General features: G+C 73.4%; 22 protein-coding genes. 13 read left to right on the top strand and 9 right to left on the bottom strand.

Annotated features, from left to right (window positions below):
• Positions 1 to 7: 7 nt before the first annotated feature.
• The gene (locus tag ACFVTC_RS01045; protein ID WP_390122626.1) at positions 8 to 1,030 is read right to left on the bottom strand and encodes a M48 family metalloprotease; all 1,023 of its coding nucleotides are present in this window, start codon (positions 1,028 to 1,030) and stop codon (positions 8 to 10) included.
• A gap of 4 nt (positions 1,031 to 1,034) precedes the next feature.
• Positions 1,035 to 1,460: a BlaI/MecI/CopY family transcriptional regulator gene (locus ACFVTC_RS01040; protein WP_390122624.1), complete on the bottom strand. Its 426-nt coding sequence runs from the start codon at positions 1,458 to 1,460 to the stop codon at positions 1,035 to 1,037.
• A gap of 239 nt (positions 1,461 to 1,699) precedes the next feature.
• On the opposite strand from ACFVTC_RS01040, the gene ACFVTC_RS01035 reads away from it, so the two are divergent.
• The 3 genes from ACFVTC_RS01035 to ACFVTC_RS01025 are packed head-to-tail and all read left to right on the top strand — an operon-like array spanning position 1,700 to position 4,720.
• Positions 1,700 to 3,247, top strand: a complete 1,548-nt coding sequence (locus ACFVTC_RS01035) for a glycosyltransferase (protein WP_390122622.1) — start codon at positions 1,700 to 1,702, stop codon at positions 3,245 to 3,247.
• Positions 3,244 to 4,056, top strand: coding sequence for a polysaccharide deacetylase family protein (locus ACFVTC_RS01030; protein ID WP_390122620.1), 813 nt, complete (start codon positions 3,244 to 3,246; stop codon positions 4,054 to 4,056). Before ACFVTC_RS01035 ends, ACFVTC_RS01030 begins: the two co-directional genes overlap by 4 nt.
• Before the next feature lie 52 nt (positions 4,057 to 4,108).
• Positions 4,109 to 4,720, top strand: coding sequence for a hypothetical protein (locus ACFVTC_RS01025; RefSeq protein WP_390122618.1), 612 nt, complete (start codon positions 4,109 to 4,111; stop codon positions 4,718 to 4,720).
• Positions 4,721 to 4,999: 279 nt separating this feature from the next.
• Here the strand turns inward: ACFVTC_RS01025 and ACFVTC_RS01020 are convergent, their stop codons facing one another.
• The 5 genes from ACFVTC_RS01020 to ACFVTC_RS01000 all read right to left on the bottom strand — a co-directional run bounded on the left by ACFVTC_RS01020 (position 5,000) and on the right by ACFVTC_RS01000 (position 10,627).
• On the bottom strand, positions 5,000 to 5,731 hold the full coding sequence (locus ACFVTC_RS01020) for a response regulator transcription factor (protein WP_390122616.1): 732 nt from the start codon (positions 5,729 to 5,731) through the stop codon (positions 5,000 to 5,002).
• Between the two features lie 29 nt (positions 5,732 to 5,760).
• Positions 5,761 to 8,409, bottom strand: a complete 2,649-nt coding sequence (locus ACFVTC_RS01015) for an ABC transporter permease (RefSeq protein ID WP_390122614.1) — start codon at positions 8,407 to 8,409, stop codon at positions 5,761 to 5,763.
• Between the two features lie 55 nt (positions 8,410 to 8,464).
• Complete coding sequence (locus tag ACFVTC_RS01010; protein WP_390122612.1) at positions 8,465 to 9,229, bottom strand: ABC transporter ATP-binding protein; 765 nt, start codon at positions 9,227 to 9,229, stop codon at positions 8,465 to 8,467.
• On the bottom strand, positions 9,216 to 9,860 hold the full coding sequence (locus ACFVTC_RS01005; RefSeq protein ID WP_390123723.1) for an ABC transporter ATP-binding protein: 645 nt from the start codon (positions 9,858 to 9,860) through the stop codon (positions 9,216 to 9,218). Before ACFVTC_RS01005 ends, ACFVTC_RS01010 begins: the two co-directional genes overlap by 14 nt.
• A 149-nt stretch (positions 9,861 to 10,009) precedes the next feature.
• The gene (locus tag ACFVTC_RS01000; RefSeq protein ID WP_390122609.1) at positions 10,010 to 10,627 is read right to left on the bottom strand and encodes a hypothetical protein; all 618 of its coding nucleotides are present in this window, start codon (positions 10,625 to 10,627) and stop codon (positions 10,010 to 10,012) included.
• 164 nt (positions 10,628 to 10,791) lie between these two features.
• Here ACFVTC_RS01000 and ACFVTC_RS00995 point away from each other — a divergent pair, with 164 nt between their 5' ends.
• Together ACFVTC_RS00995 and ACFVTC_RS00990 are read left to right on the top strand one after the other, a co-directional pair.
• Positions 10,792 to 12,150, top strand: a complete 1,359-nt coding sequence (locus ACFVTC_RS00995) for a sensor histidine kinase (protein ID WP_390122606.1) — start codon at positions 10,792 to 10,794, stop codon at positions 12,148 to 12,150.
• A 243-nt stretch (positions 12,151 to 12,393) separates the two neighbouring features.
• On the top strand, positions 12,394 to 13,191 hold the full coding sequence (locus ACFVTC_RS00990) for a hypothetical protein (RefSeq protein ID WP_390122604.1): 798 nt from the start codon (positions 12,394 to 12,396) through the stop codon (positions 13,189 to 13,191).
• Between the two features lie 100 nt (positions 13,192 to 13,291).
• On the opposite strand, the gene ACFVTC_RS00985 is transcribed toward ACFVTC_RS00990, so the two are convergent.
• Complete coding sequence (locus ACFVTC_RS00985) at positions 13,292 to 14,239, bottom strand: M48 family metalloprotease (protein WP_390122601.1); 948 nt, start codon at positions 14,237 to 14,239, stop codon at positions 13,292 to 13,294.
• Entirely contained in the window at positions 14,236 to 14,622 is a 387-nt protein-coding gene (locus ACFVTC_RS00980) for a BlaI/MecI/CopY family transcriptional regulator (protein WP_390122599.1), read from the bottom strand. The genes ACFVTC_RS00985 and ACFVTC_RS00980 overlap by 4 nt, the downstream gene beginning before the upstream one ends.
• Positions 14,623 to 15,007: 385 nt before the next feature.
• Between ACFVTC_RS00980 and ACFVTC_RS00975 the strand changes: the two genes are divergently transcribed.
• The 8 genes from ACFVTC_RS00975 (at position 15,008) to ACFVTC_RS00940 (ending at position 25,661) form a co-directional block, all read left to right on the top strand.
• Positions 15,008 to 15,427, top strand: a complete 420-nt coding sequence (locus tag ACFVTC_RS00975) for a spore-associated protein A (RefSeq protein ID WP_390122596.1) — start codon at positions 15,008 to 15,010, stop codon at positions 15,425 to 15,427.
• Between the two features lie 294 nt (positions 15,428 to 15,721).
• Positions 15,722 to 16,414 (top strand): FMN-binding negative transcriptional regulator, encoded by a 693-nt coding sequence (locus tag ACFVTC_RS00970; RefSeq protein WP_390122594.1) that lies wholly within the window; start codon positions 15,722 to 15,724, stop codon positions 16,412 to 16,414.
• A 463-nt stretch (positions 16,415 to 16,877) separates the two neighbouring features.
• Positions 16,878 to 18,650, top strand: coding sequence for a protein kinase (locus ACFVTC_RS00965; RefSeq protein WP_390122592.1), 1,773 nt, complete (start codon positions 16,878 to 16,880; stop codon positions 18,648 to 18,650).
• A gap of 337 nt (positions 18,651 to 18,987) precedes the next feature.
• The gene (locus tag ACFVTC_RS00960; RefSeq protein WP_390122590.1) at positions 18,988 to 19,176 is read left to right on the top strand and encodes a bleomycin resistance protein; all 189 of its coding nucleotides are present in this window, start codon (positions 18,988 to 18,990) and stop codon (positions 19,174 to 19,176) included.
• Between the two features lie 248 nt (positions 19,177 to 19,424).
• Positions 19,425 to 21,734, top strand: a complete 2,310-nt coding sequence (locus ACFVTC_RS00955; protein WP_390122587.1) for a SpoIIE family protein phosphatase — start codon at positions 19,425 to 19,427, stop codon at positions 21,732 to 21,734.
• 125 nt (positions 21,735 to 21,859) lie between these two features.
• Positions 21,860 to 23,215, top strand: a complete 1,356-nt coding sequence (locus ACFVTC_RS00950) for a mycothione reductase (RefSeq protein ID WP_390122585.1) — start codon at positions 21,860 to 21,862, stop codon at positions 23,213 to 23,215.
• A gap of 163 nt (positions 23,216 to 23,378) precedes the next feature.
• Positions 23,379 to 24,383 (top strand): D-cysteine desulfhydrase family protein, encoded by a 1,005-nt coding sequence (locus tag ACFVTC_RS00945; protein WP_390122582.1) that lies wholly within the window; start codon positions 23,379 to 23,381, stop codon positions 24,381 to 24,383.
• A gap of 258 nt (positions 24,384 to 24,641) precedes the next feature.
• Positions 24,642 to 25,661 (top strand): alcohol dehydrogenase catalytic domain-containing protein, encoded by a 1,020-nt coding sequence (locus tag ACFVTC_RS00940; RefSeq protein WP_390122580.1) that lies wholly within the window; start codon positions 24,642 to 24,644, stop codon positions 25,659 to 25,661.
• The last annotated feature ends 163 nt before the right edge of the window (positions 25,662 to 25,824 follow it).

Here is a 25,824-nt window from a genome sequence, read left to right as displayed (position 1 = left end):
CGCTCGGCTATACGCGGTGGCCCCGGGCCTCGGCACGGTCCCGGTGACCGCAACAGAAGTCGTGCCGCCTCCGCGGGTGGTCCGTCGTGGCGGCCGTCGTCCCGGCTGGAGCGCGGTGCGCGGCACACAGCACACGCTTGGCGCTGTCGACCATCTCGTCGCTGTCGGACGCGGCGTCGGCCAGACTCGCGAAGCACAGGGTCAGCAGCAGTGCGCCCGCCACGAAGGGCAGCGTCCGGCGCGGGGGAGGCGGGGCCAGCAGGGCCCGTACCCGCTGGGGAACGACCCCGCCCGTCACCGCCAGGACGCTGGGGCGTGACACGCCCGCGGACGCCAGGGCGGCTCGCCCGACGGCGCGGGCGACGACCGCGCGGTCGCCGACCCGCGCGGCGGCCTCCTCGTCCGCCCAGCGTTCCAGCACGAACGAGCCGGCGTCGGCCAGGGGCCGCAGCAGCGGGTTCACCGCCGCCGTGAGCCGCCAGAGGGTCAGGAAGCGATGGTGCCCGGCGTTCAAATGCGCCCGCTCGTGCGCCAGCAGGGCGCTGCGTTCGTCGTCGTCGAGGCACCGCAGCATGCCTCGGGACACCACGATCCGTCCGGGCGTACCCGCCAGCGCGAACGCCAGCGGTGCGTCGTCGTCGAGGACGGCCAGCTCGGTGTCTCCGGGCAGCCGTGCGCACTCCCGCCGGGCGCGGGCGGCCCGGCGGACGTGCCGGAGGGCGGCCGCGGCCAACCGTACGAGGCTCACGGCCAGGAGCAGCGCACTGCCCGCCGCGACGGTGAGGTGCACCGGGTCCTCCGCCCGCAGCGCCCGGACCGACCAGTGACCCTCGGCGGCGACCTGGGGTATCTGCGCGATGCCGGTGAAGGCCAGGAGCGCCAGCGATCCCGTCCATCCGGCCGCCGTGACGAGCGCGGCGCAGGCCAGGGCCCATGCCGCGGGGCGCGGGGCCAGCCGCCTCGCCAGACGCGGCGCCGGAAGCGTGAGCAGGGCGGACACGAGGAACGGGACGTAGACGCTGATCCGCACCGGCTCAGGGCCTTCCGTCGGACGTCTCGTCGCCGCCGCGCCCCTCGTGCTCGGACAGCAGGGTGTGCAGCAGTTCCTCGTCCTGTTCGGACAGTTCGGAGACGAAGCGGGTCAGCACCGCCTCGCGGTCCGGTCCGCCCTCCAGGAGCGACCGCATGCGCCGGGCGGTGTGCGACGCCTCGTCCCGAGCCGGTGTGTACGCGTATCCCCGGCCCTCTCGGTGCCGGACCAGCATGCCCTTGCCGTGGAGACGGGTCAGGATCGTCAGAACCGTGGTGTACGCCAGGCCGGCGGCCAGACGCTCTCGTACCTGACGAGCGGTCATCGGGCCGTCCGCGGCCCAGAGCGCGGCGAGTACGTCGCTCTCCAGCTCGCCGCGGGCCCGTCTGCCGGATCCGCGAGGGGGTTCCTGTCCCCTCTGTTCGCTCACGGTCCACCTCCCGCTCCCGCGTTCGGGACAGACTACCCGGCGATCTCCTACTAGACGTAGGAGGTAAGCTCCGGGCTTCAAAGCGTGAACTACTACATGTTGTAGATCCCGCATGCCCTCTGACGGTGGAGGAACAGCCCATGCCCCACGCCGAACGCATGCTCCCCGGACCCGTGCCTCCGGGACCGGTGCCTCCGGGGCCGGTGGTCGCGAATGCCCTGTCGGGCCCTCGCACGGCCATGACGCCGCATGCGGGCCGGATCGCGGTCTTCTCCGCGAGCGTCGGCGCCGGCCACGACGGCGCGGCGGCCGAACTGGCCCGCCGCCTCACGGCGGACGGGTTCGCAGTGGACCGCCACGACCTGCTGGACCTGCTGCCCGCCGGTCTCGGCCGGGCGGTCCGGACGGGCTACCACCGGATGCTCGTCCGTGCCCCGTGGGCCTATCAGCGGATCTACTCCAGCAGCGAGCGCGCCGGAGGCGGCGGCCCGGCCGCACGGGCGCTCCTGCGCGCGGCCGAACGCCGGGTGCTGCACGCCCTGCACCCGGGTACCGGCGCCGTCGTCTCCACCTACCCCGGGGCCAGTCAGGTGCTGGGCAGTCTGCGCCGGGACGGCAGGCTGGCCGTTCCCGTCCTGACCTACCTGACCGACTTCTCCGTACATCCGCTGTGGGTGGCGGACGGCGTGGACGTGCATCTGGCCGCCCACCCGGTGACCGCTGCCCAGGCGCGTGCCGCCGGCGCCCGGACCGTGCGGGTGTGCGGGCCGGTCACCGATCCGCGTTTCCGGCCCTGCACCGGGGCCGAACGTGACCGGGCACGGGACAGGTTCGGCCTGCCGGAGAGGGCCCCGCTGGCACTCCTGGTCGCCGGATCGTGGGGCGTCGGGCCCGTCCGGCAGGTGGCCCTGGAACTGCGTGACTCGGGCGCGGTCGTACCGGTGGTCGTCTGCGGACGCAACGAGGCGCTGGCCGCGCGGTTGCGCGCCGACGGCATCGAGTACGCCTACGGGTGGGTCGACGACATGCCCGCCCTGATGAACGCCGCCGACGTCCTGGTGCAGAACGCGGGCGGTCTGACCTCGCTGGAGGCGTTCGCGGCGGGGCTGCCGGTCGCGAGCTACCGCTGCATACCGGGCCACGGCCTGACCAACGCCGCAGCGCTCCACGAAGCCGGCGTGGCCGCGTGGATCCATGACCCGTCGGATCTGAAGGCCGTGCTCACCGATCTGACGGACGGCGCACTCGGAGTCCGGCAGCGCGTGGCCGCGTTCGCCCTCTTCGGCCGAACTCCCGGCCAGGGCCCGGCGGCTGAGATCGCGCGGCGGCACCGGCACACGACGGCGCCGTGGCAGGCGAGGTCCGCCCCGTCGCGACGCCCGGTACGCTCCCCCGCCGCCTCGAGGGCGCGGGAGGTGCTCCCACTCGCCGCACCGGCCGAAAACCCGGGTACCCCCGGCACGAGGACCTCCGGCCGGCCCGCGGAGAGCCCGCACCGGACACCCCTCCCTGACGGGCGAACGTCGCCCGCCCCGGCACCGGCGCGGAAAGACCCGGCACCGGCACGGAAACACTCGGCCCCGGCCGCTCGGGTGCGCCCCGCGCCCCGTCGGCTCGCCGCCACGGCCGCGGTCGCGTGCGCCGTATGGGCGTGTGCCGTGGTCACGGGAGGCGCCACGGCGCCCGACGGACCCAGCCTGGTGCGGACCATCGGCCACGGCCTCGACCTGGACGACCTCCGCCAAGGGGAGGGCCACGGCGCCGGATCCGGAGGCCACCACTCATGACCGCCCGCCGCACGCTCCGCACGGCCGCGCTGGCCGCCCTGCCGGCTCTCGTCGCCGTCCACGCCGCACCCGTGGTCTCCACCTTCGGACCGCTGCGCAACCGCGCCATGCCCCGCCTCTCGGGCCGCGGCCGCCCCGACCACGTCGCCCTGACCTTCGACGACGGACCCGACCCGCGGTCGACCCCGCGATTCCTGCGACTGCTCGCGGAACGCGAGGTCCGTGCCACCTTCTTCCTGCTCGGCAGAGAGGCCCGGCGCCATCCGGACGTCGTGCGGGAGATCGCCGCCGCCGGCCACGAGATCGGCGTCCACGGCTGGCTGCACCGCCCGCTCCTCCTCCGCGGCCCACGCGCCACGTACGACGACTTCGCCCGTGCCCGCGACACCGTCGCCGCCCTCACCGGGCGACCGCCCACCCTCTTCCGCCCGCCGTACGGTGTCATGTCGACCGCGGCCCACCTCGCGGCACACCGCCTCGGCCTCACCCCGGTGCTGTGGACCTGCTGGGGAGAGGACTGGACGGCACACGCCACCCCCGAGTCCGTCCACCGCGTCGTCACCGCCGACCTGGACGGCGGCGGCACCGTCCTGCTCCACGACTCCGACTGCACCTCGGCGCCCGAGTCCTGGCGCGCGACCCTGGGTGCCCTCCCCCGGATACTCGACACCTGTGCGAGTCGGGGCTTCCAGGTGGGCCCGCTGCGCGACCACGGACGGCGGGACAACGCCTCCCGCCCTCCGCGCACTCGAGAACACCCGGGACCCGCCGATCGTCCACAGTTCGGTAGACCGTCTACTCCGTCGTAGTCGCTCGTTGTCGGTCACTCACTCACTTCAGGTCGCGGAGCGGGGGCGGGCGGTGTACGAACCGGAGGAGCCGGCGAGCGGTCGGCGCGCGGCCCACGTCGTGGCATGGCTCAGCGCACGCGAAGAGGTGGAGAACGCGTTGCGCGGGCCTCTCGGCGGCCCGCCGAGCCAGCAGGACGAGACGGCGTCGCGGATGGCCGGCGTACTGCAGGCCACGGCACTGGGACTCGGCCCCGACGCGGCCGCGACATGGGCGGGAGTGCCCGACCGGGTGCTTCACGGCCGGCTGGAGAAAAACCCCGCCTTCGCCGCGGCAGTGAAGTCGGCCGGTGAACTGGCGGCCACCCACGGACCGCACCTCCACGGCAAGGTGACGGCCGCGCGGCTCAGGGTCATGCTGATCGCCATCAGCCGGGGTGAGACCCGGCCGGTGGCCGCCCGGCTCGCCGGCATCTCGGCGCACCAGTACCGCAAGCTGTGGGGCGCCTCGCCGGCCATGGTCGCCCTGGTGAACGCCGCGCGCAGCGTACGGCCGCGGAAGTCGAAGCACCTCGCCGCCCCCGCACGCCACCGGCTGTGGCCGGCTTCCGCGGACCACATGAGCTACCGCCTCGTGCGGCGCGACAACCCCCAGGCGCCATCGGACGGACCGGGGGCCGACTGAGCCCGCTCCCGCGGCCACTTGTGCGCGGGGCCCGCCCGTCTCCTCCCGCTTCCCCCGTCGCCCTCCACGGCGTCGACGGGGCGACGCCCCGAGCGGAAGGGGGCACGGCCGGGCCGGTGGCATCCGCCGTCACGGCGCCGGGAAGACGACCGGGGTGTCGTCGGTCCCGTGTCACCGCCCGCGCGTGTCCCGCTGTCCTCACGGCAGTTCGAGCCGGTAACCGTGCCCGCGCAGGGTCGCGACGGTCCCGTGCCCCCGCCCGTACGTGTCCCGCTGTCCTCAAGGCAGTTCGAGCCGGTAGCCGTGCCCGCGCAGGGTGGTGACGCGTGGAACACGGGACGGCTGGGCCACCGCGCCCGTGAGCCGGCGCCGCAGCGCCGCCATGGTCACGTCGAGCGTCTTGGTCGACCCGAACCAGTTCTCGTCCCAGACCTCGGCCATCAGGGTTTCCCTGGACACGGCCTCGCCCGCGTGCCGGGCGAGTACCGCCAGCAGCTCGAACTCCTTCGGGCGCAGCCCTACTTCGTTTTCGTGGAGCGTGCAACGGCGTGCCGTGATGTCGACGACCAAGTCGCCGAGCCGGATCGGCTCCCTCGGCGGCGAGGTGATCGTCCGGCGTCGCATGTGGGCGCGGAGCCGCGCCAGGAGCACGGTCAGGCTGAAGGGCTTCACCAGATAGTCGTCGGCCCCCGCGTCGAGCCCCGCGATGACGTCGATGTCGTCCGTGCGGGCGGTGAGGATCACGATCAGCAGGTCCGGGAAGCGGGCGCGCAGCGTACGGGCCACGTCCAGCCCGTCCATGTCCGGCAGCCCGAGGTCCAGCAGGAGCACGTCGTGGACGGACCGCGCGGCCTCGGCCAGCGCGCCCGAACCCGTCCTGCTCCAGGTGGACGCGTAGCCGTTGCCGCGCAGGCCGGTGTCGAGGTGCCGGCCGATGGTCTCGTCGTCCTCGACGACGAGGACCTGGACCGGACGGGTTCGGGCGGGGTCCGCTGCGGTGGGCGTGCGCATGCCCGGCAGCGTAGAACGTGGTGGCACCGTCACAGATCCCGCAGTTCCTCGACAGCCGGCCGGGCGGCCCCGCGCACCCCGTTCAGAGCAGCGGCCAGGACGGCGGCCGCCGCCGCGAGACCGGTCAGCGCCAGGTAGCCGACGGGCACCGCCGGAGCCGTGGGCGGCGGGTCGAACACCCCTGTCAGCACCTTGACCAGCATGTCCGACAACGCCCAGCCGATGAGCGCGCCACCGGCCAGGCCGGCCGTCGTCAGCAGCAGCGCCTCCGTCACCACCATGCCGCGCAGCTGACGCCGCCGGGCGCCGAGAACCGTGGCGACGGCGAAGGTGCGGCGCCGTTCGGCGAGGCCGAGCGCGAGGACGAGACCGCCCGCGCCGGCCGCCAGCAGCACCGCGAAGACCAGCTCGATCCGGGTGAGTCCGGCCAGGTCGACGGAGGTGAGACTCGTGCCGACGGCGCCCCGGGCGGTGGTGAGGTCCGTGACGGTCGAGCCCGTGCCCAGGCGCTGTCGCAGTCGTGCGGCGACCTCCTTCTGACGCCTGCCGCCGGTGTCCACGAGGAAGGCGCCCACCGCGTCCGTGCCGGTGGCCCGGGCCACGTACGCAGCGTTGGCGATGAAGAAGCTGTCCTTCGGCGCCGTGGGGAACTCCTTGGCGATCCCCACGTAGTGGAAGGGCACCGTGCGCAGCGTCTTCGTCCGGCCGTCCTGGACACGGAGGTTGACGGTGTCACCGGGCGCCAGCTGGAAGTCGTGCACGGTCTCGGCGCTGACCAGCAGCGCGTCGGGTCGGCGGGCGAGCCGGTCCATGAGGGCGCGGGCGCCGCCTCCCGAGAAGTACGCGTCCTGGAGTGAGGTCGCCGAGGCGATCGTCCGGGGCCGTACCCCGTAGAGGTCCTGGAGGTCGGAGCCGACGTAGGCGAACCGGTGCTGGAGCGGCTCGACACGGCGCACGCCGGGGACCTTCAGGGAAGCCGCCGCGCCGGGCGGTGCAGCGGCCCCGGGCGGCTCGGTGACCGTGACGTCGGCGCCGTTGGTCAGCCGCGCGTCGACCTCGGCCTGTTGGCGGTAGGTCGTGTTGAACGTCGCCGTGGACACCGCGAACGACACCGCGAGCGCCAGCAGGACCACGGAACGGGCCAGCGGGCGCCGCCGTCTGGACAGGACGGCCGCCGTCGTCCCGGCCAGGTCCGAGGCGAGCGGACGCGAGAGCAGCGTCAGCAGGCGGCGGCCGTGGGTCAGCGAGAGGAGGGTGAGCCGCCACAGCAGCAGCGCGGAACCCGCCCACAGCAGTGCGGGGCCGAGGAACGCCCAGTACGACACGGAGATGCTCGGCACGCCCTCCGGGGCGAGGACGAGAGCGTACTGATTGCCCGACGACGCCCGGAAGACCAGCCAGGAGCCGAGCAGCAGGGCGACGTCGAGCCCGTACCGCGTCCACCACGCGGACCCCGTACGGCGTCCGGGCCTGCGGGTGTCGGCGACGGTCACGGACCGCAGGTCGCGCAGCGCGGGGACCAGTACGGCTGCCGCCGCCACCGCGGCGCCCAGCAGGAAGGCGACGGCGTACCAGACGAGCCAGGAGGCCGTCCGTGCCCCGAAGGAGGCGGAGCCGAAGGCGAATCGGCCGGTCAGCGCGGCGAGCCCGATTCCGGCCAGGGCGCCGGTGACGCCCACCAGCGCGGCCTCCAGACCCGACAGCGCGGCGATACGCCGGGGCGGCAGCCCGCGCAGTCGCAGCAGGCCCTGCTCCTGGCGGCGCCGTTCGCCGCCGGCGGCCGCGACGGCGGCCGTCAGGGCGGCGGCCAGCACCGCGCCCGGGACGCCCAGGAACAGGAAGAGGATCTGCGCGTAGAGCGCGTCCTGGCGGGCGGAGTCGAGGGCGGCGCCCAGGTTGTCGCCGACGAGCGCCCCACCGGAGGCACGGGCCTCGAGGTGGTGGGCGGCTCCGGTCACCGCGGTGAAGGCGGCGGCGGGGTCGGAGGGCAGCCGGGCATTCCGTGAGGCGTGGATCTGGGTGGTGACGGCGGCGCCGCCCGCGTGGGCGGTCAGCGAGGCGAACCGGGCGGACGGGACCAGGACGACGTTGTCGGGTGGTGCGGACGGCTGCGACTGCGTGGGGGCGCCGACCTTCTGGAACAGCGAATCGGCCTGGGGGAGGTCGACGACGCCGGCCACCCGGAGCTGTTGCCGACCGGTTCCGGGGAGGCGGATGCCGATGGTGTCGCCGGGAGCGACGTGCAGGTTCGAGGCGGTCTGCTGGGCCAGCAGGACACCGTCGGCCGCGCCGGTCAACCGCCGTACCTGGCCCGGGAACAGGTGCGCGTATCCGTCGGGCATGCCCAGCACCGTGCCGGGGCCCGTCGTCTGTGTGCTGCCCCCGGTCCGCGCGGTGAACCCGCTGCTGCGGGCGAACCCGACCGGGACGGCCGTGCGGATGCCGGGCGTGTGCCGGATCAGCGACAACGTCGCCCGCGGGTCGGCGCCGGGCTGCACCTCGACCTGCCAGTCGACCGCGACCGAACGCACGGCGCGCTGGGTCATGGTGGCCTTCGACGCGGTGAGGAAGGAACCGAGAGCGGCGATGAGGGCGACGGCCAGCGCGACCCCTGCGACGGCGGCCAGCAGCCGGCCGGTGCGGTGCCGGGCCAGCCCGCCGGCCCATGCGGTGTTCATGACGGGATCTCCGAATCGGGAGCGGTGTGCGTGACCGGCCGGGTGGCGAGGAGGTTCACGGCCGTGCCTCCTGACCGGGTGCGGACTCCGCCGTGCCGAGCAGCCGGCCGTCGCGCATGGTGAGCCGGGTGGCGAGACGGGCGGCGACCGCCGGGTCGTGAGTGGTGACGACGAGGGCCGCGCCCGTCTCGTCGGCCGCGGTCAGCAGGGCCGTCAGCACACGGGCACCGGTGGCGTGGTCGAGGCGTCCGGTCGGCTCGTCGGCCAGGATGAGCCGGGGAGCCTGGGCAAGGACGCGGGCGGCCGCGACGCGCTGCGCCTGGCCCCCCGAGATCTCCTCCGGCAGGCGGTCCGCCAGGTCGGCGGCGTCCACCAGAGCCAGTGCCTCGACGGCCGCCCGCCGTGCCAGAGCGTCGGTCGTCCCGGAGAGCACGAGCGGCAGCGCGGTGTTCTCGGCGACGTCGAGGGCGGGGATCAGACTGTCGCCCTGAAAGACGAGCCCGATGTCGCGGGGGCCGTCCAGGGCAGGCCGGACGACCGTGCCGCTCGTCGGCCGTTCCAGTCCGGCCAGCAGGTGCAGCAGCGAGGACTTGCCCGACCCCGAGGGCCCGACGATGGCGAGCCGGTCACCGGCCCGCACGGTCAGACACGCCCCGTGCACGGCGACCACGGCGTTGGTGCCCCGGCCGAAGGTGAGGGCGGCGTCCCGGCAGACGACCAGAGCGTCGTCCGGGCCCCCGGGCTCGTCCGGGCCCCCGGGCTCGTCCGCGGGGGCCGTCGCGGGTTCGCCGTGGCGCGTCAGTGGTTCACGCGGGGACATCGCCCGCCCTCCCGTCGTCCAGGGTGATCACCCGGTCGGCGACCCGTACGGCCTCGGCGCTGTGGGTGACGATCAGTACGGCGCAGCCGAGATCGGCGCGGTCGCGCAGCATGCGCAGGATCAGGCGTTCGCTGTCGCCGTCGAGTTCACCGGTGGGCTCGTCGGCGAGCAGCACCTCCGGGGAGTTGGCGAGGGCGACCGCCAGCCCCGCCCGTGCCAGTTCCCCGCCGGAGAGCTGCTGGGGCAGCGCACGGGTCCGCCCCGCGAGCCCGACCTGTTCCAGCAGGTCGGTGGCCCGCACGTCGGGCCGGCCGCGCACGGCGCTCTGCGCGAGGCGGACGTTGTCGCGCACGTCGAGATGGGGCACGAGGTTGCGGGTCTGGAGCAGCACGCCGATGTGGCGGGCGCGCAGCCGCGCGCGTTCGGTCTCGGGGCGGTGACTGATGCGCACGCCCGCCACCCGCACCTCGCCGCCCGAGGGTTCGTCGAGGCCGGCGAGGCACGACAGGAGGGTGGACTTGCCCGCTCCGGACGGTCCGACGACGGCGACCGTCTCGCCGCGCCGGACCCGCAGCGACACTCCGCGCAGCGCGAGGGTCTCCTCGTCACCCGCGCGCAGGAAGCGGTACAGCTCCCGTGCTTCGAGGGCGTCCTGGGACCCGGACGGGGACTGCGCGGGAGGCCGGTGCGGGGACGGTGACGGTGACGGTGACGGGGGCAGGGTGCGTGAGCGGAGCCGTGACCAGAACGGGGACGCGAGGACAGGCACGATGCTCCCTCTCACTGCCACGAGAAGGAGTCGCTGACGATCCGCCAGGGGTCCACGTTGTCGGCGTTGACGGGCCCGGACAGCGTGACGTCCACCTCGTGCCCCTGCCGGTAGAACGCGTACCGCTCGAACGCGTCGCGCACCACTTTCCCGGTCACCGGGTCGGACGCGCTGTCGCCCTGGTACTTCAACAGGACGACCGGTCCCGCGTGCCGGGTCACCCGCGTCACCCCGGCCCCGCCGAACTTCGGTACCTGCCCCTTCAGCCGCGGGACGACCTGGGCGGTGACGGAGGGGACGGTGGGCGCCGCGGACGCCGGGACGGCCTCGACGCGGACCTGGTTGAGCTTGTCCGTGAAGACCGTGGCGGTGCCCTTCGCGGTACGGGCCCAGCCCTCGGGCACCTTGACCGTGAAACCGCCTCCGGAGGGCCGGTAGGCGACGTATGCCTGGTTGTCGGGGATGTCACCGGGGGGATTCGACTCGGTGGGCGGCGCGGCGGCGCCGGAGGTGTCCTTCGCCGCCGGGGCGGAGCCCGGGTCCGCGCCGGCGGAGGCCCCCGAGCATCCGGTGCTCACCGCCGCCGCGAGTACGAGTGCGACGACGCCGTGGGTACGTACGCGTGACATGGCCACTGCCCTCCTGGGAAACCGGCCACCGCCCCGGGACGGGCGGTCATGTCGGCAACGCTAGGAACCGCCTGGTTAACGCTCCGCACGACGAGGGTTAGACGACGGCAAAAGCGCGTGGCGCGCCGCGCGCCCCGAAGCCGGGGGCCCGCATGATGAGGGGCATGAGACAGCGTGTCGTGCGGGTGGCGGTCACCGCGGTGCTGGTCGCGCTGATCCTCCTCGCGATCCCCCTGGCTCTCGCCATCAGGTCCTCCCTGTACGCCCACCAGCGCGACACGCTCGAACGGTCCGCTCTTGCCGCCGCCGTCCGCGTCAGCCCCGACTACACGACGGGGGACCCGGTCGAACTGCCGTCACCGGGCGGGGCCGGACACCTGGGCCTCTACGACCCCGCTCCGCGGCTGCGCGCGGGCAGCGGCCCTCGGACCGGCGACGCGGCGGTGCGCCGGTCGCTCGGCGGCGTCATCGCCCGCACCCGGTCGGGCGGCGAACTCGTCGTCGCCGTGCCCGTCTCCCACGACGAGAAGGTCATCGGCGTCGTCCGGACCGCCTCCGCCGTGTCGGCCGTCCGCACCCAGGTCTTCCTCGGCTGGGCGGCGCTGCTCGGCGCGGCCGTGCTCGCCCTCGCCGTCGGCGTACTCGTCGCCCGGCACCAGGCACGCGCCCTCGCCCGCCCTTTGGAGGACCTCTCCCGGCACTGCCGGGCCGTCACCGCCGGTGACCTGAACGCCAGGGCCGCCCCGAGCGCCATCGCCGAGATCCGGCAAGTCGCCCTCACGCACAACGACATGCTGCACAGCCTGTCCGAACTCCTGCGGCACGAGAGGAACTTCACCTCGAACGCCTCCCACCAGCTGCGCACACCGCTGACGGGGCTCCAGCTCATCCTGGAGGCGGGCCTTTCGCAGGAGGACGACGGCCGGCTGCGGCCGGTGCTGCGGGAGGCCCTGGCCGCCACCACGCGGCTGCACCACACCGTGGAGGAGGTGCTGCGCCTGGCGGGCTCACCCCTCCCCCCGAACCGGCCCGCGTCCGACCGCCCGGTGGCCGCGCTCCTGGAGGAGACCGACGAACTGTGGCACGGACTCTTCGCGCAGGACGGACGGCGCCTGGAGTGCGGGGTGCAGGACACCCCGGCCGACGTACGCGTTCCGGGCGGACCGGTCGCCGAGATCCTCGGCGTCGTACTCGACAACGCTCGGGCGCACGGGCGTGGCAGCGTGCGCGTCTCGGTCCGTGACCTCGCCGGTGCGCTGGCCTTCGACGTCGCCGACGAGGGCGTACTGGACATCGAGCCCGGCCGCCTGTTCGACCGCGGTCACTCGGTCGGTGACTCCGGTGGCACGGGTATCGGCCTCGCGCTCGCCCGCGACCTGGCCGCCTCCCTCGGCGGGCGGCTTCTGCTGACGAACACCGACCCCACCACGTTCACCCTGCTCGTCCCCGTCCGCCAGGAGGAGCGGCACGACGAGCACGACGCCGCCGGCCGCGGGGACGGCGCGCCGGACCCGGACGCATAGCTCCGTACGCCTCTTGCGGCGGTGCCGCGAGGGGAGACACCTCGCCGTCGCTCCGTCGGGTGGATTCGCGGGGCCGAGCGGGATCGAGCGCCTTCCGGCGGGGACCTCTGAACCGGCGGCGGTGTGTGCCGTCCGCCATGAAGGGGTGGTGGGACCAGTTCGGCCGGACCTTGCCGGGGTCCGGCGGACGCCGACTCCCCCAGGCACGACGGGAGCGTTCTCTTGACTTCGACGAATTCGGTGATGAAGAAGCTGCCTGAGGTCACTCTGGCGTTCTGGATCATGAAGATCGCCGCGACGACCCTGGGCGAGACGGCGGGCGACCTGTTCGCCCAGACCCTCAAGCTCGGCTACTTCGTGACCACGATCGCCCTGTTCCTGATGTTCGTGGTGACACTGGTCGTCCAGCTCAGGTCCCGTCGCTACAACCCGTTCTTCTACTGGACCGTGATCCTCTCCACCAGCATGGCCGGCACCACCATGTCCGACTTCATGAACCGCGACGCCAGTGCCGAGTACCTCTCCGAGGGGGCGACGTCACTCGGCCGGGGCCCGCAGGGCCTCGGGCTGGGCTACCCCGAAGGCGCCGCCATCCTGGTCTCGATCCTTCTCGCGATCTTCCTCGCCTGGAAACTGAGCGGGATGACGTTCCAGATCCGCGACATCGTGACCTTCCGCGGTGAGGCCCTGTTCTGGTCGGCGATCCTCGTCTCGAACACGCTCGGTACGTCCATGGGCGACTTCCTCTCCGACAGTTCCGGCCTCGGCTACCTCGGCGGGGCGCTGCTCGTCTCCGGGGTGCTGGCGGTCCTCGTCGCGCTGATGAAGGTCCCGGTGGTGCCGAACGTCCTGCTGTTCTGGATCGCCTTCGTCCTCACGCGGCCGCTCGGCGCCACCGCCGGTGACTTCCTCACCAAGCCGCACGCCAAGGGCGGCCTCGACCTCGGCACCGTGGGCTCGTCCGCCGTGCTGCTCGCCGCCCTGTTCGGCCTGATGGCCTACGCCCAGGTCCAGGAACGCCGCACGGCGTTGCCGGCCTGACGGCCGGAGCGGTCCGGCCGGGTCCCTCCACCGGAGACGAAGCGACAAGTCCCGTCGCCCGGACGGTGGTCGGGGGCCGGGTTCCTCGCCCGGCCGCGGCTCAGCTTCCTCGAACGGCGACGGCCGCGCACTCCACGTACTCGTGCAGCCCGTACGCCGCCGCGAGTGCCGCCGACGCCAGAGCGGCCACAGCCACCGCCAGACCCAGGGCACCCGCCTGCCGGGCTCCCCCCTGCGGTGCCGCGGGCGCCGGCCGGAGCAGCGCTTCGACCCGCCGGGGCACGGGCCCGGTCGTCACCGACAGCAGCGGATACCCGCCGCCGGTACGCCGCTTCTGCGACGCTCCGGCCAGGGCCGCCCTGGCGATGGCGGCCGCCGCCACCTTCCGGTCACCGACGGCGGCCGCCGCCGCTTCGTCCGCCCATCGCTCGAGGTGGAACCCCAGCGACTCCCGCAGGCTCCGCGCCGCGGGGTGAACGGTCGTGGACAGGTCGACCACGGCCGACAGCAGGTGATGGCGGCCGGACAGGTGGGCGCGCTCGTGGGCCAGCAGCACCTCGCGCTCCATGGCCCCCAGGGCCCGCATCATGCTGGAGGTCACGACGACTTGGCCGCCGCGCCCCCGGTGGCCGGGCAGAGCGAAGGCGTCCACCTCGCTGCCCGGCACCACCAGCAGGTCCCCGGCGCCCGTCCCCTCGGCGGCCGATCGCCAGGCGCGCCTGAGCAGCGAGCGGTGCTGGAACCACCGCCGCACCAGCCGCACGAGCTGGACGAACATGACCGCACCGGACGCGCAGGCCATCGGCACCGCCGCCGGCCAGACCTCCAGCACACGCGTGAGGGGCACCTGTTCCAGTGCCGCGAGGAACGGCACGTGGAACAGGCCGGTCAGCACCGCGATCGTGCCGCCCGCCATGAGGACCGCCGCGGCGGTCAGGGTCCAGCACGCTTCCCGGGGCGGGAGAACACCGGCCAGTCGGCGGGCGGCCACGGAGGCGCCCCACGGAAACGCCAGAGCCAGCACGACAGGGACGAGGACGTAGGTCACCGGGAGCCGTCCCCGGCTTCGAGGAGCGGGCGCCGCGACGTGTCCTCGTCGCTCTCGGACAGGAGGCAGGACACGAAGCGTCCCGGTACCAGCTCCCGACGCGGCTCGCTCTCCAGCCCGCGGCGCGTGCGCCCGGCGACGAACCCGGTCGCGTCCCGCACCGGCTCGCGGGCGAGGCACCGGCCCGACAGGATGCGGCGCAGCGTGCCCTTCGCGTGGAGCCGGGTCAGGACGGTGGCCCTCGTCGTCCTCGTGGGCTCCCTGTCGGGCGCCGCGTCGACCTGCCGCGCGGTCATCGGCTCGCCGGCCTCCTCCGGCACGGTCGGCACATCCGAGACGGGCTCGCCGTGCGGGCGTCCGCCGTCCCGGCGCTTGTCCGACATCCCTCCCCCGTTCTCCGGCAACCTCGACCGGTGCGGCTCGCGCACCGGTCCCACCGTGTTCCCCTGAGCGTGGGCCTGCGCGTTTCCAAGGATCGCCCAATCTACTGGTCGCGGTGTGAGACGTTCCGGCCGACGGCGCTGCCGACCCGGCCCGACCCGGGTCCCGGGGCCTCGTGGGCGCCACCGCAACCCCCATCGCGGGGAGTTCACCGAACTGGTGCGCGTCCATGACGTGTGGCACGGAGTCGTCGCCGTGGCGGCCACAACGGGCGGGGGCGTCGGCAGGTCGTACTCGGCGTACGGAAAAAGCATCGGGCGGCCAGTGAGAACCGGGCCGCCGACGCCCACTCGACCGACGAGACGAACGGGGAACGAAATGTCACGGATGACGCGTGTGGTGCAGGGCGCGGTGGCGGCGGGAGTGAGCGCCGTCGCCCTCACGGCTCTGGCACCGGTGGCGTCGGCGGCACCCGCCCCGGCGGCCGCCGCCTACAACGGGGCCTGCGGCACCGGCTACAGGACCGTCAACTCCACGCCGATCGGCGGGATCGGCACGGCCTACCTCACCTACAACTCCGCCACCGGCAAGAACTGCGCGGTGGCCATCCGGAACGTCGCGGGTGACCCGGTCGCCATGGAGCTGTACATCCGGCGCGGCGGCGGTGAGATCTACGCCGACCAGGACGGCGGCGCCTTCCGTTCCTACGTCGGCCCGGTCTACGTCGCCGCCGCCGGTTCCTGCGTGGACTGGTGGGGCGCGATGGACGGCACGTCGTTCCAGAGGTACGGCACCAACTGCGGCTGACGCCGGGGCACCGACCCGCTTCGATCCCGCCGCGGACGCGCACCCACCCGCGTCCGCGGCGGGTCGCGCCCGGCCGGGCGGGCCGTCGGCCGGCCCGACCCCCGCGCGGGCCGTCGGCCGCCGCGTTCCCACCGGCGGCTGCGCCCCCGCCGCCTCGCGTCCCTTTCGCGGGAGACGGGCGTTCGCTACGTTTACGCTAATTCAAATGACATATTGTACTAGCACAATGTCGGTGCAATTCAGTCCCCCCAGGGACAGGGCGGCCCACCCGCCCCCGTCCACGAAAGGCCGACCGTGTACGTTCCGCGACATTTCTCCCCCACCGACGAGGACGTCCGGCGGTTGCTGAACCGCCATGGCGCCGCCGACCTGGTCACGGTCACGGAGGACGGCCTCCAGGCCACCCTGCTGCCCTTCGTCCACGACCCGCAGGCCGGTGCGCACGGCTCCCTCATCGGGCACATGGCCCGCAACAACGACCAGTGGAGACTGCCCACGGCCGGCCAGGCCATGGTCATCGTGCGTGGCCCCGACGCCTACGTCACACCCACCTGGTACCCCTCCAAGGCCGAGCACCATCGACAGGTTCCGACCTGGAACTACATCACCGCGCACGTCCACGGGCACCTCCTCGTCCACGACGACCCCGCGTGGGTCGAGGACCAGGTACGCCGACTGACCGACAAACACGAAGCCGCCGCTGCCGTCCCCTGGTCCGTCGACGACGCTCCGGCCGCCTACATCCGAGGCCAACTGCGAGCGATCGTCGGCGTCGAACTCTCCATCACCCGTATCGAAGCCAAGTTCAAACTCAGCCAGAACCGCTCCGACACCGACATCAGCGGTGTCGTCCACGGGCTCCGGAGCCGCGACCAGGACCAGGACGGCGCCCTCGCCGACGCCGTCCACGCCCATCGTCCCCGCCGTCCAGGCGACGCCGGCGAGGGCGGCCTCCCCGCCCAGGACGGCTCCGGCCGGAAGCCGTAGGCCGACGCGGGCGGAGCCCGTACGGTGGTGACGCCACCCAGGACGGGGCCGTGCCGCGGCGGGGCGTACCAGGACCGGGCCCCAAGACCCCCTGCCCCACACGCCGTTGGGCACCGCCGCCCCCCTCCCCCGGCCGACAACTGCGCCCTCGAAACTGGGACGGCCCCCTCCCCGCCGCGTGCTCCCGAGGACCCGTCCGGTAACTGACCTATTGAATAAGCGAGTTGAAGCCTGAGGCAGCCTTCGGCTTCCCCGGTGAAGGGCAGACCGCGCAGCCGGGGTGGCACCACCGCATCGGGTGAGGCGAGGGTGTCGTCTCCCTCTACTATGTCGGTGTCCGGTCCAGACGTGGAGTCGACGGACTGGTACTCGCACCCCACTGGGCAACGGAGTTGGAGCCCGGCCGAGCCGACCTCACGGCGGATCCGGTGACTGTGGGTTCCACTTCAGGAGGACAGGTCCAGTGCATTCGCTCGATGGCTCCGATCCGTCACACATGGGCCGCTACCGGCTGGTCGGCAGGCTCGGTGAGGGCGGCATGGGGAGGGTGTACCTCGCGCGTTCGCCGGGTGGCCGTCCGGTCGCCGTCAAAGTGATCAACGACCACCTCCGCGACGACGAGCACGCCCTCAGCAGGTTTCGGCGCGAGGTGGAGACCCTGGGCACGGTCCGCAGCGCGTACACGGCGTCACTCATCGACGCGGAGCTGGAGACACCCCCGTACTGGCTGGCCACCGAGTACGTGCCGGGGCCCACGCTCCACGCCGCGGTCATGGCCCACGGACCGCTCCCCGCCGACCTGGCGCGGATCATGCTGGCCGCGCTGGCCGAGGGCCTGGACGCGATCCACGTCCGCGGTGTGTGGCACCGGGACCTCAAGCCGCACAACGTCATCCTCTCCGCCACCGGCCCCCAGCTGATCGACTTCGGCATCGCCCGGAACAGCGGTCCGTCCGACCTGACCCAGGTCGGCGGCGCGATGGGCAGTCCCGGGTACATCGCACCGGAGACGATCACGGGCAGCGGGACAGGTCCGGGAGCCGACGTCTTCGCCCTGGGCGCCACTCTCGCCTTCGCCGTCACCGGCCGACCGCCCTACGGGGACGGGTCGTTCGCCGCCGTGTCCTACCGTTCGGTGCACGGGGAGATCGACCTGCGGGGCGTGGACCCCGGCGTCGCCGAGCTCATCTCGGCCTGCGCGCACAGTGATCCGGCCCGGCGCCCCCACCTGCAGCGAATCGTGGAACTCTGCCAGGCCGAGACCGATCTGGTCCAGCATCCCGCCTACCAGCGGGCGCTCGCCATGGGCCCCGCACCGGAACGGGAACGTGCCGCGGCCGTCGCCGGCACGGGAAGCGGTACGGGAAGCGGTACGGGAAGCGGCGGTATGTCGGTCGGCGTCTCGGACGCGACGGCGCCGCTCGCCCCGCCGATGACGACGGCCACCGCGGCCGGCACCCGGGAAGCGGACGCCGTCACCCTCCTCGCGCCGGGAGCGGGCCCCGGCCCCCTCGCGCGCCCGCACGCGGCGGACACCCATGGCGCCCACCCGGACGACGCGTACCCGGTGACCGCTCCGACCGCGCGGCCGGAAGGCGCAGGACACCAGAACGGACGGCGCGGGAGGGCTGCCGCCATCGGCGCGGGCGCGCTGGTCGCCGTCGCCGCCGCCGCGCTGCTGCTGTTCCACGCCTTCGGCGACGAAGGCTCCGGGTCCGCGCGCGCCACACCGTCCGCCCGTGCCGACCGTGCCGCCGACAGGTCGGCCGGCCCCTCCGAGAGCGCGGTGAAGGCGTCCCCGTCCGCCGCGGGCGCGGGCGCGACCCCCGACGCAGGCACCGACGCGCCCTCCGGCTCGGACACGGGCACAGGCGCCGACGGTTCCACGGACGGGGGCAACCTGCCCGACGCCCTGGTGCTCAAGCCCCCCTTCACGTTCGAGGTCGGGAAGTTCGTGCGGACCGTGCGCTCGCGGCTGATCATGCAGTCGGACGGCAACCTGGTGCTCTACGACGAGTCCGGCAAGGCCCGTTGGGCGAGCCGGACCCAGGGCGCGGGGAACACGGCCGTGTTCCAGGCGGACGGCAACCTGGTGGTCTACAGCGCCCAGGCCAAGCCGTTGTGGGCCAGCAACACCCAAGGCGCCAACGGCTCGACGCTCAAGGTGCTGGAGGACGGGAACATGGTCATCGCGATCGACGACCGGATCGCCTGGCAGACCGGCACCGCCCACTGACGGGCGACCTCCGCGCCGCGTCGAACCCGGGGGCTCGAACTCGGCGGACGTCGTCACCGCCTCGCCGCGCAAATCCCTTTTCCGAACGTAACTGGATCGAAGCGGACGGTAGTCGGGCGTGTCCCCGAACCGGGCGCGGCGCCGGGTACGACGACTCGCCTCGCCGGACCTTGTCCAGTAAGCGACAATTGTGACGTCAGCCGGTCCGTCCGACGTCGACCGCGCCCCGCGGTTCCGCGGGGTCCGGGGGCGCCGACGCGAGACGTGAATGAGGTGTTCCACGACGTACGCCTTCCCGGACGGTGACGGGATCCCGTACGACCGAGGAGGTTTCGTCATGGACGTCACCACGTTGGCAGCACTCCTGCGGGAGACCGAGGAACACCACGGATTCTATGAGGCGACCGCTCCCGAACACGACTGGTGGAACTGGTACGCCGCCTACATGACCGCCCGTGGGCACGGCCGGACTCCCGACGAGGCGGCCGCCGACGCCGCGCTCCACATGGACGCGCTGCGGCGGTAGACCGGCCATGACGCGGCAGTTCCTCCCTCGTGTCCTGACCGGGACGGTGTCCCCCGGTCAGAGGCGCGGTGGCACTTCTCCCCCGCGATGTTCCCGCCTCGTCCCCGGCCGCCGTCCGTGCCGCCGTCCCGGTGCGGCCCGCCGTCATCCACTTCGCCGACCCGAACGCCCAAGTCACCCATGGGGCAAGCCCGTTCATTCATACGAGCGGGGCGGGCAGGAACCGAGGGAAGCGGAGGTGCTGTCGAATGTCCAGCGGTGACGTGCTCGTGCTCATCGATGAGGACGGCCGGATCGTCGAGTGGCGACGCCAGGCCGAGCAGCTGTTCGGCTGGTCCGCCGAGGAGGCCGTCGGCCGGGCGGTGACCGCGCTCGTGCGCGAGGCGACGGCTGACGAGGGAGGACGGCGGGAACGGTTCGCGGCCGGCGCTCCGGTACTGGTCAAGCCGGTACTGCGGGGCACGTCCGTGATGTGGCAGGTCCTCGCGGCGCAGGACGTGGTGTCGGGGCAGGACGTGGCGATCCTGGAGGCCGTGTTCGCCCACTCCCCGGCGCGACTGCACGTCCTCGACCAGCAGCTGCGGGTGGCCCGCGCGCCCGGCGCCAGCCACGGTCCGCCCGGCACGCCGGTGGAGGACCTGACCGGCACGCACTTCGCCCAGGCCTACGACCTGGAAGACCCCGAAAAAGAGGCCGCGGTGGCGCAACAGGTGCTGGACGGCGGTGAACCGGTGGTCAGCCGGCTCGTACGGGCCGTCGCCGACGCGCCGGGGGGGTTCGGACGACGCATCTACTCCCTCTCCTACGTCCGTCTCGAGAACTCCCACGGCGATGTGCTCGGCCTGGTGGCATCCGCGCTCGACGTCACCGAGCGCGAGAACGCGCATCACCGGCTGGCGCTGCTTGAGTCCGTGCGCACCCACGTGGGGCAGGGGCTGAACGTGGGCGCCGTGTGCGAGGAGCTGGTGGAGGCGGTCGTACCCGGGTTCGCGGGCATCACCGTGGTCGAGGTGATCGAGGACGTCGTCCACGGAGAGGAGCCTCCGCAGGTGCCCGTGCACGAGGACACCATGCTGCGGCGGGCCGCCTTCCGCGGTCCGTTCTCGGCCTACCCGGTCGGAGACGTGCGCCCCCTGCCGAGAGGCACCCCGTTCGCGCGTGTGCTGTCCGACCTCCGGCCACGCCTTCTCCCCATCGGGGAGGACACCGACTGGCTCACCGCCGACCCGCCCCGCGCCGAAGCCATCGAGCGGTCCGGCGCCCACTCCCTGATCGTGGCCCCGCTGGCGGTGCGCGGCCAGGCTCTGGGCGTGGTCAGCTTCTACCGCCACGGGCAGGAGGACCCCTTCACCCAGGACGACGTCGCGGTGGCCTCGGCCGTGTGCGCGCACGCTTCGCTCTGCGTCGAGACCGCCCGTCGGTTCATGCGTGAGTGGATCATCGCCGCCACGGTCCAACGCAGGCTTCTGCCCCAGCACTCGGGCACACCGAACACCATGGAGATCGCCCGGGTGTTCCTTCCCGACCCGGACGGCGGCGGGGCCTGGTCCGACGCGATCGCGCTGCCCGGCGCACGGACCGCGCTGGTCGTCGGTGACGTGGCGAAGGAGGGCATCGGAGCGGCCGTCACGGTGGGAATCCTGCGCACGGCCGTCCACACTCTCGCCGCCCTGGACCTGGAGCCCGACGATCTGCTGGCACGGCTGAGCGACACCGCGGGCCGTCTCGCCAGGGCCTGCGCCTCCCTGCCGCCGGGGGACCCGATGTGCCGCGAGTCGCTCACCGCCGGCTGTGCCGTCGCGATCTACGACCCGGTGGAGCTCACCTGCACCCTCGCCCGAGCCGGGCTCCCACAGCCCGTCGCCGTCCTGCCCGACGGCACCTCCAGCGAACTGCCCGTCCCACCGGGCCCCCTCCTCGCCGAGACGAGCAGCGCCCCCTTCCCCTCGACCACCGTGGACCTCCCCGAAGGCAGCACCCTGGCGATCGGTACGACCACCGCGGCGGGCAGGGTCCTTGCCCCCTCCGGTTCCCTGCGCCCGCTCCTCGACTCCGTCGGTACCAGACCCCTGCCGGAACTCTGCGGAGACCTCGCGACCGCGCTCGCGGATGACCGCCCCACCGGTGACACACTGATACTGCTCGCTCGTACGCATGCGCTGCCCGCGGACCGGGTGCGGACGGTCCCGCTGCCGGCCGACACCGAGGCCGCGCCCATCGCCCGTCGCGCGGCGCGCCACCAGTTGGAAGTCTGGGGGGTGGACGAGGAAACGGCCTTCACCACCGAACTCATCGTCAGCGAACTGGTCGGCAACGCGATCCGTCACGGCGCCCCGCCCCTGCGCCTACGGCTGATCCTCGACCGGATGCTGACCTGCGAGGTCAGGGACGGCTCGAGCAGCGCCCCCCACGTCAAACACGCCCGCACGGTAGACGAGACGGGCCGTGGGCTGTTCATCGTCGCCAGCCTCGCCGGCCAGTGGGGCGCCCGCCATCACCAGCACGGAAAGACCGTCTGGGCGGAACAGCCCCTGCAGGACGCGGGGTCCTCCGGATGAACCGGATCGCCCCCAGTGAGTCGAAGTGCCCGCGCGACAGGGAAACAGGGTGGCGCGGACCACGCCCTCACCGCCGGGCCGCGCACGGCCGGGCCGGACGGTCCGTCGACGGAAGGTGAACGCACGTGCGTCATTACGAACTCGTGGTTCTGGGAGCGGGCAGCGGCAACATGCTGCCCGACGAAGAACTCGCCCATCTCCGCACCGCCATCGTCGAACCCGACCGCTTCGGCGGCACGTGCCTGAACCGAGGCTGCATTCCGAGCAAGATGTTCGTCGTCGCCGCCGACGCGGTCGAGGACGCGCGAGCGGCGGCCCGTCTCGGTGTCCACGCGACCGTCGAGCACGTCGACTGGAAGGCCATCCGCGACCGGGTGTTCCACCGCATCGATCCGCTGCACGCGAGCGCGCTGGACTACCGCAGGGAGAACGGCATCGACGTGTTCACCGAGGAGGGACGGTTCGTCGCGCCGAAGGTGGTGCAGGCGGGGGACGAGCGGATCACCGCCGACACGTTCGTCGTCGCGGTCGGATCACGGCCCGTGGTGCCGGACATCCCCGGTCTCGACACCGTCAGGTACCACACCTCGGACACCATCATGCGGATCGACGAGGTGCCCGCGTCCATGGTCGTCATCGGTGGCGGTTTCATCGCCGCCGAGTTCGGCCATGTCTTCGGCGCGTTCGGCTCCGACATCACGATCGTGCAGCGGGGGCCGCGCCTACTGATGGCGGAGGACGAGCAGGTGTCGGCGCGCTTCACCGACCTGGCGTCGCGGCGCCATCGTGTGCTCCTCGACGCTGCGGTCACCTCCGTCGAAGGGCGTGAGGACGGCGTCGCGGTCACCGTGTCCTGCCCGGACGGCGACCATGTCGTGCGCGCCGCGGCGCTGTTGGTGTGCGTCGGCCGCCGGCCCAACACCGACAGGCTGGACGCCGCCGCCGGTGGTCTGGACCTCGACCGGCACGGCCACATCGTGACCGACAGCGCCTACCGCACGTCCGTACCGGGGGTCTGGGCCCTGGGCGACACGGCGAATCACTTCCAGCTCAAGCACGTGGCGAATGCCGAGGTCCGGCTCGTGCGGCACAACCTGCTCCACCCCGAGGACGTACGCGCGCTGCCCCACCAGGTCGCCCCGCACGCGGTCTTCACCAGCCCGCAGATCGCCGGCATCGGGCTGACCGAGCAGGAGGCCCGCCGTCGCGGCATCGACCACCTCGTGAGTGTCCGCGCCTACGGGGACGCCGCGTACGGATGGGCGTTGGAGGACACCACCAGTTTCGTGAAGATCCTGGCCGATCCCGTCGAGCGGACGATCCTCGGCGCGCACATCATCGGGCCCCAGGCCGCCACGCTCATTCAGCCGTTGATCCAGGCCATGGAGCTGGGTCTGACGGTGGACCGGATCGCCCGGGACCAGCTGTACATCCACCCGGCACTGACCGAAGTGGTCGAACAGGCCCTGCTGGCCCTGTAGTCCCCGCCCGGGAGGGGGCGGCCGCGCGCTCCCCGTCCCCGTCCGCGGCGGGCGGGCGACGGGAGCGGGAACGGCCCGACGTACGGTGACCGCGTGCTCCGCCGTAACAGTTCCTCCCCCATCCGCCCCCGGTGGTGCGCGTACCACTCGAGCTGGAGACCTCATGAATGACAAGATCGCCCTGTCGACATGGCCCACCCCCCTGGAGCGTGCGCCGCGGCTGGCGGCGGCGCTGGGGCTGGGCGGGGCCGACCTCTGGATCAAGCGGGACGACCTCATCGGTCTGGGAGGCGGCGGCAACAAGGCCCGCAAGCTGGAGTGGACCGTCGGCGCCGCCCTCGCGGCCGGTGCGGACACACTGGTCACCACCGGTGCCGCGCAGAGCAACCACGCCCGTCTCACCGCGGCCGCCGGCGCCCGCCTCGGGCTCGACGTCGTGCTCGTCTTCCCCGGTACCCGCGAGAGTGCCGTGAACGGCTCCGGCAACCTCGTTCTCGACAGTCTCTTCGGAGCCAGGGTCTTCTGGGCCGGCGACAGCGACCCGAGCACGATGGCCGACGTCGCCGACGAGGTGTGCCGTCAGCTGCGCGACGACGGGGCACGCCCCTTCGCGATCCCCTTCGGCGGTTCAAGTCCCCTCGGGGCGCGGGGATATGTGGACGGCGGTGAGGAGTTGCTCTCCCAACTGCCCGACGTGGAGCACGTCGTGGTCGCCCTGGGTTCCGGCGGCACCATGGCGGGACTGATCGGCGCGCTCGGGGAGCGGCGTGTCCTCGGCGTTCACTGCGGGGCGGTGGCGGAGCCGGCCGTCACCGTCGCCGGACTCGCGGGCGCGCTGACCGGCCGCGACATCGCCCCCGATGCCCTGCGGATCCGCGCCGACCAGGTGGGCCCGGGATACGGGGTGCTGCACGAACCGGTCCTGGAGGCCATGCGAACGGCCGCGCTCACCGAGGGTCTCGTCCTTGACCCGGTGTACAGCGGGCGCGCCATGGCCGGCCTGGTCGCCGCGGTCCGGGACGGCGACATCCGCCCGGGGCAGCGCAGTGTCCTCCTTCACACCGGCGGGCTGCCGGGCCTTTTCGGGCATACGGAGACCGTGCACCGCGCCGTCGACGGCCTGCGTGCCTACGAGCCCGAGGGGGCGTCGCCCCGCACGGAAGAGTAGAGTCACTGGTTCAAGGGGTGACGATTCCCGGGTTTCAGGGATACGCCGGGATACGCCCGATCGGGGGTACGCGCGATCTGGGGTACGCCCGATCGGGGGATGCATTGACGTCTAAGACGACCGGTCATATTGTCTTCGTAGCGCCTCCGCGGATCGTCCGCGGGCCCGGCCGTGCCGCCCGCAACCGCGAGGACCGGCAGGCCGATGGGGGTCCCCACGCGGGACTCGGACCGGGCGCCGCGCATCCCCAGGAGAAACGTGTCCACGTACCAGGCATTCGAAGTCACCGGATCACGGCAGTTCGCACGGACCACCCGTGAGCTCGTCCCGCCCCGCGCGGGCCACGTACGGATCAGGGTGGAGAGCTGCGGGGTGTGCCACTCCGACGTGCTCGCCGTCGAGGGCCTCAGGCCCGATCCGTCGCAGCCCGTCGTCCCGGGTCACGAGGTGGTCGGGACGATCGACGCCGTGGGCGAGGGAGTGCGGGCGTGGCAGGTCGGCGAGCGCGTGGGCGTCGGATTCCTGGCCGGTCACTGCGGTGAGTGCGATCCGTGCCGACGCGGCGACTTCGTCAACTGCGCCGACCAGGAGCAGACGGGCACGAGCGTCGACGGCGGGTACGCCGAGGTGATGTACGCCAGGTCCAACGCGCTGGCCCGGATTCCGGAGGGCATCTCGTCGGCCGAGGCGGCCCCGCTGCTGTGCGCCGGCCTGACGAGCCTCAGCGCCCTGCGCCAGCTGGACAGCCGGCCCGGGTCGCTCGTGGCCGTGCAGGGCATCGGGGGGCTCGGACATCTCGCGGTGCAGTACGCGGCCAGGCTCGGCCACCGGGTCGTGGCGATCGCCCGCGGGGCGGAGAAGGCGTTGCTGGCGGCCTCGCTCGGCGCGGACGACTACATCGACAGCGCCGCCGAGCACCCCGGGGAGGCGCTGGCGCGACTGGGCGGCGCCGACGGCATCGTCGCGACGGCGGCCAGCGGCAGCTCGATGACCCCCCTGCTCACCGGGCTCGCCCCCCGCGGCCGCATGATCGTGGTCGGGGTCGGCACCGACCCGATATCGGTGTCCACGCCGGACCTCGTGCTCAGCACGCGCACCATCACCGGCAGCCTGACGGGAACCCCGATCGAGAACGAGGACAACCTGGCCTTCAGCGTGCGGCACGGCGTCCTTCCGCTGATCGAGCGGATGCCGCTGGCCGAGGCACCGAAGGCATACGAGCGCATGATGTCCGGCGAGGCGCGCTTCCGTGTCGTGCTCGACGCCGCACAGGCGTGACCGGGCGTGACCCGGCCTGACCCGGCCTGACCCGGCCTGATCGGGCCCGACCGGGCCTGGTCTCGGCCCCCGCCTCCAGGTCGCGCACCGGGAAGTACCCGGGGCCTGCGCCGAAGCGGTCGTCGGAGCGGGCCGGCGCGCCCCGTACGGGTTGCGAGCGGCC

It is taken from the genome of Streptomyces sp. NPDC057950, assembly GCF_042887295.1.
Lineage (GTDB): Bacteria > Actinomycetota > Actinomycetes > Streptomycetales > Streptomycetaceae > Streptomyces > Streptomyces kaempferi.
The sequence above is the reverse complement of the archived record's forward strand: the minus strand, read 5'-3'. Positions and strand labels throughout refer to the sequence as shown.

Coding starts and splice junctions, on each gene's coding strand:
- ACFVTC_RS01030 (WP_390122620.1), top strand. CDS start 3,244: ATGACCGCCCGCCGCACGCTCCGCACGGCCGCGCTGGCCGCCCTGCCG.
- ACFVTC_RS00945 (WP_390122582.1), top strand. CDS start 23,379: ATGAATGACAAGATCGCCCTGTCGACATGGCCCACCCCCCTGGAGCGT.
- ACFVTC_RS01000 (WP_390122609.1), bottom strand. CDS start 10,627: ATGTCACGCGTACGTACCCACGGCGTCGTCGCACTCGTACTCGCGGCG.
- ACFVTC_RS01035 (WP_390122622.1), top strand. CDS start 1,700: ATGACGCCGCATGCGGGCCGGATCGCGGTCTTCTCCGCGAGCGTCGGC.
- ACFVTC_RS00975 (WP_390122596.1), top strand. CDS start 15,008: ATGACGCGTGTGGTGCAGGGCGCGGTGGCGGCGGGAGTGAGCGCCGTC.
- ACFVTC_RS00955 (WP_390122587.1), top strand. CDS start 19,425: ATGTCCAGCGGTGACGTGCTCGTGCTCATCGATGAGGACGGCCGGATC.
- ACFVTC_RS00960 (WP_390122590.1), top strand. CDS start 18,988: ATGGACGTCACCACGTTGGCAGCACTCCTGCGGGAGACCGAGGAACAC.
- ACFVTC_RS00980 (WP_390122599.1), bottom strand. CDS start 14,622: ATGTCGGACAAGCGCCGGGACGGCGGACGCCCGCACGGCGAGCCCGTC.
- ACFVTC_RS01010 (WP_390122612.1), bottom strand. CDS start 9,229: ATGTCCCCGCGTGAACCACTGACGCGCCACGGCGAACCCGCGACGGCC.
- ACFVTC_RS00990 (WP_390122604.1), top strand. CDS start 12,394: ATGAAGAAGCTGCCTGAGGTCACTCTGGCGTTCTGGATCATGAAGATC.
- ACFVTC_RS01020 (WP_390122616.1), bottom strand. CDS start 5,731: ATGCGCACGCCCACCGCAGCGGACCCCGCCCGAACCCGTCCGGTCCAG.
- ACFVTC_RS01015 (WP_390122614.1), bottom strand. CDS start 8,409: ATGAACACCGCATGGGCCGGCGGGCTGGCCCGGCACCGCACCGGCCGG.
- ACFVTC_RS00995 (WP_390122606.1), top strand. CDS start 10,792: ATGAGACAGCGTGTCGTGCGGGTGGCGGTCACCGCGGTGCTGGTCGCG.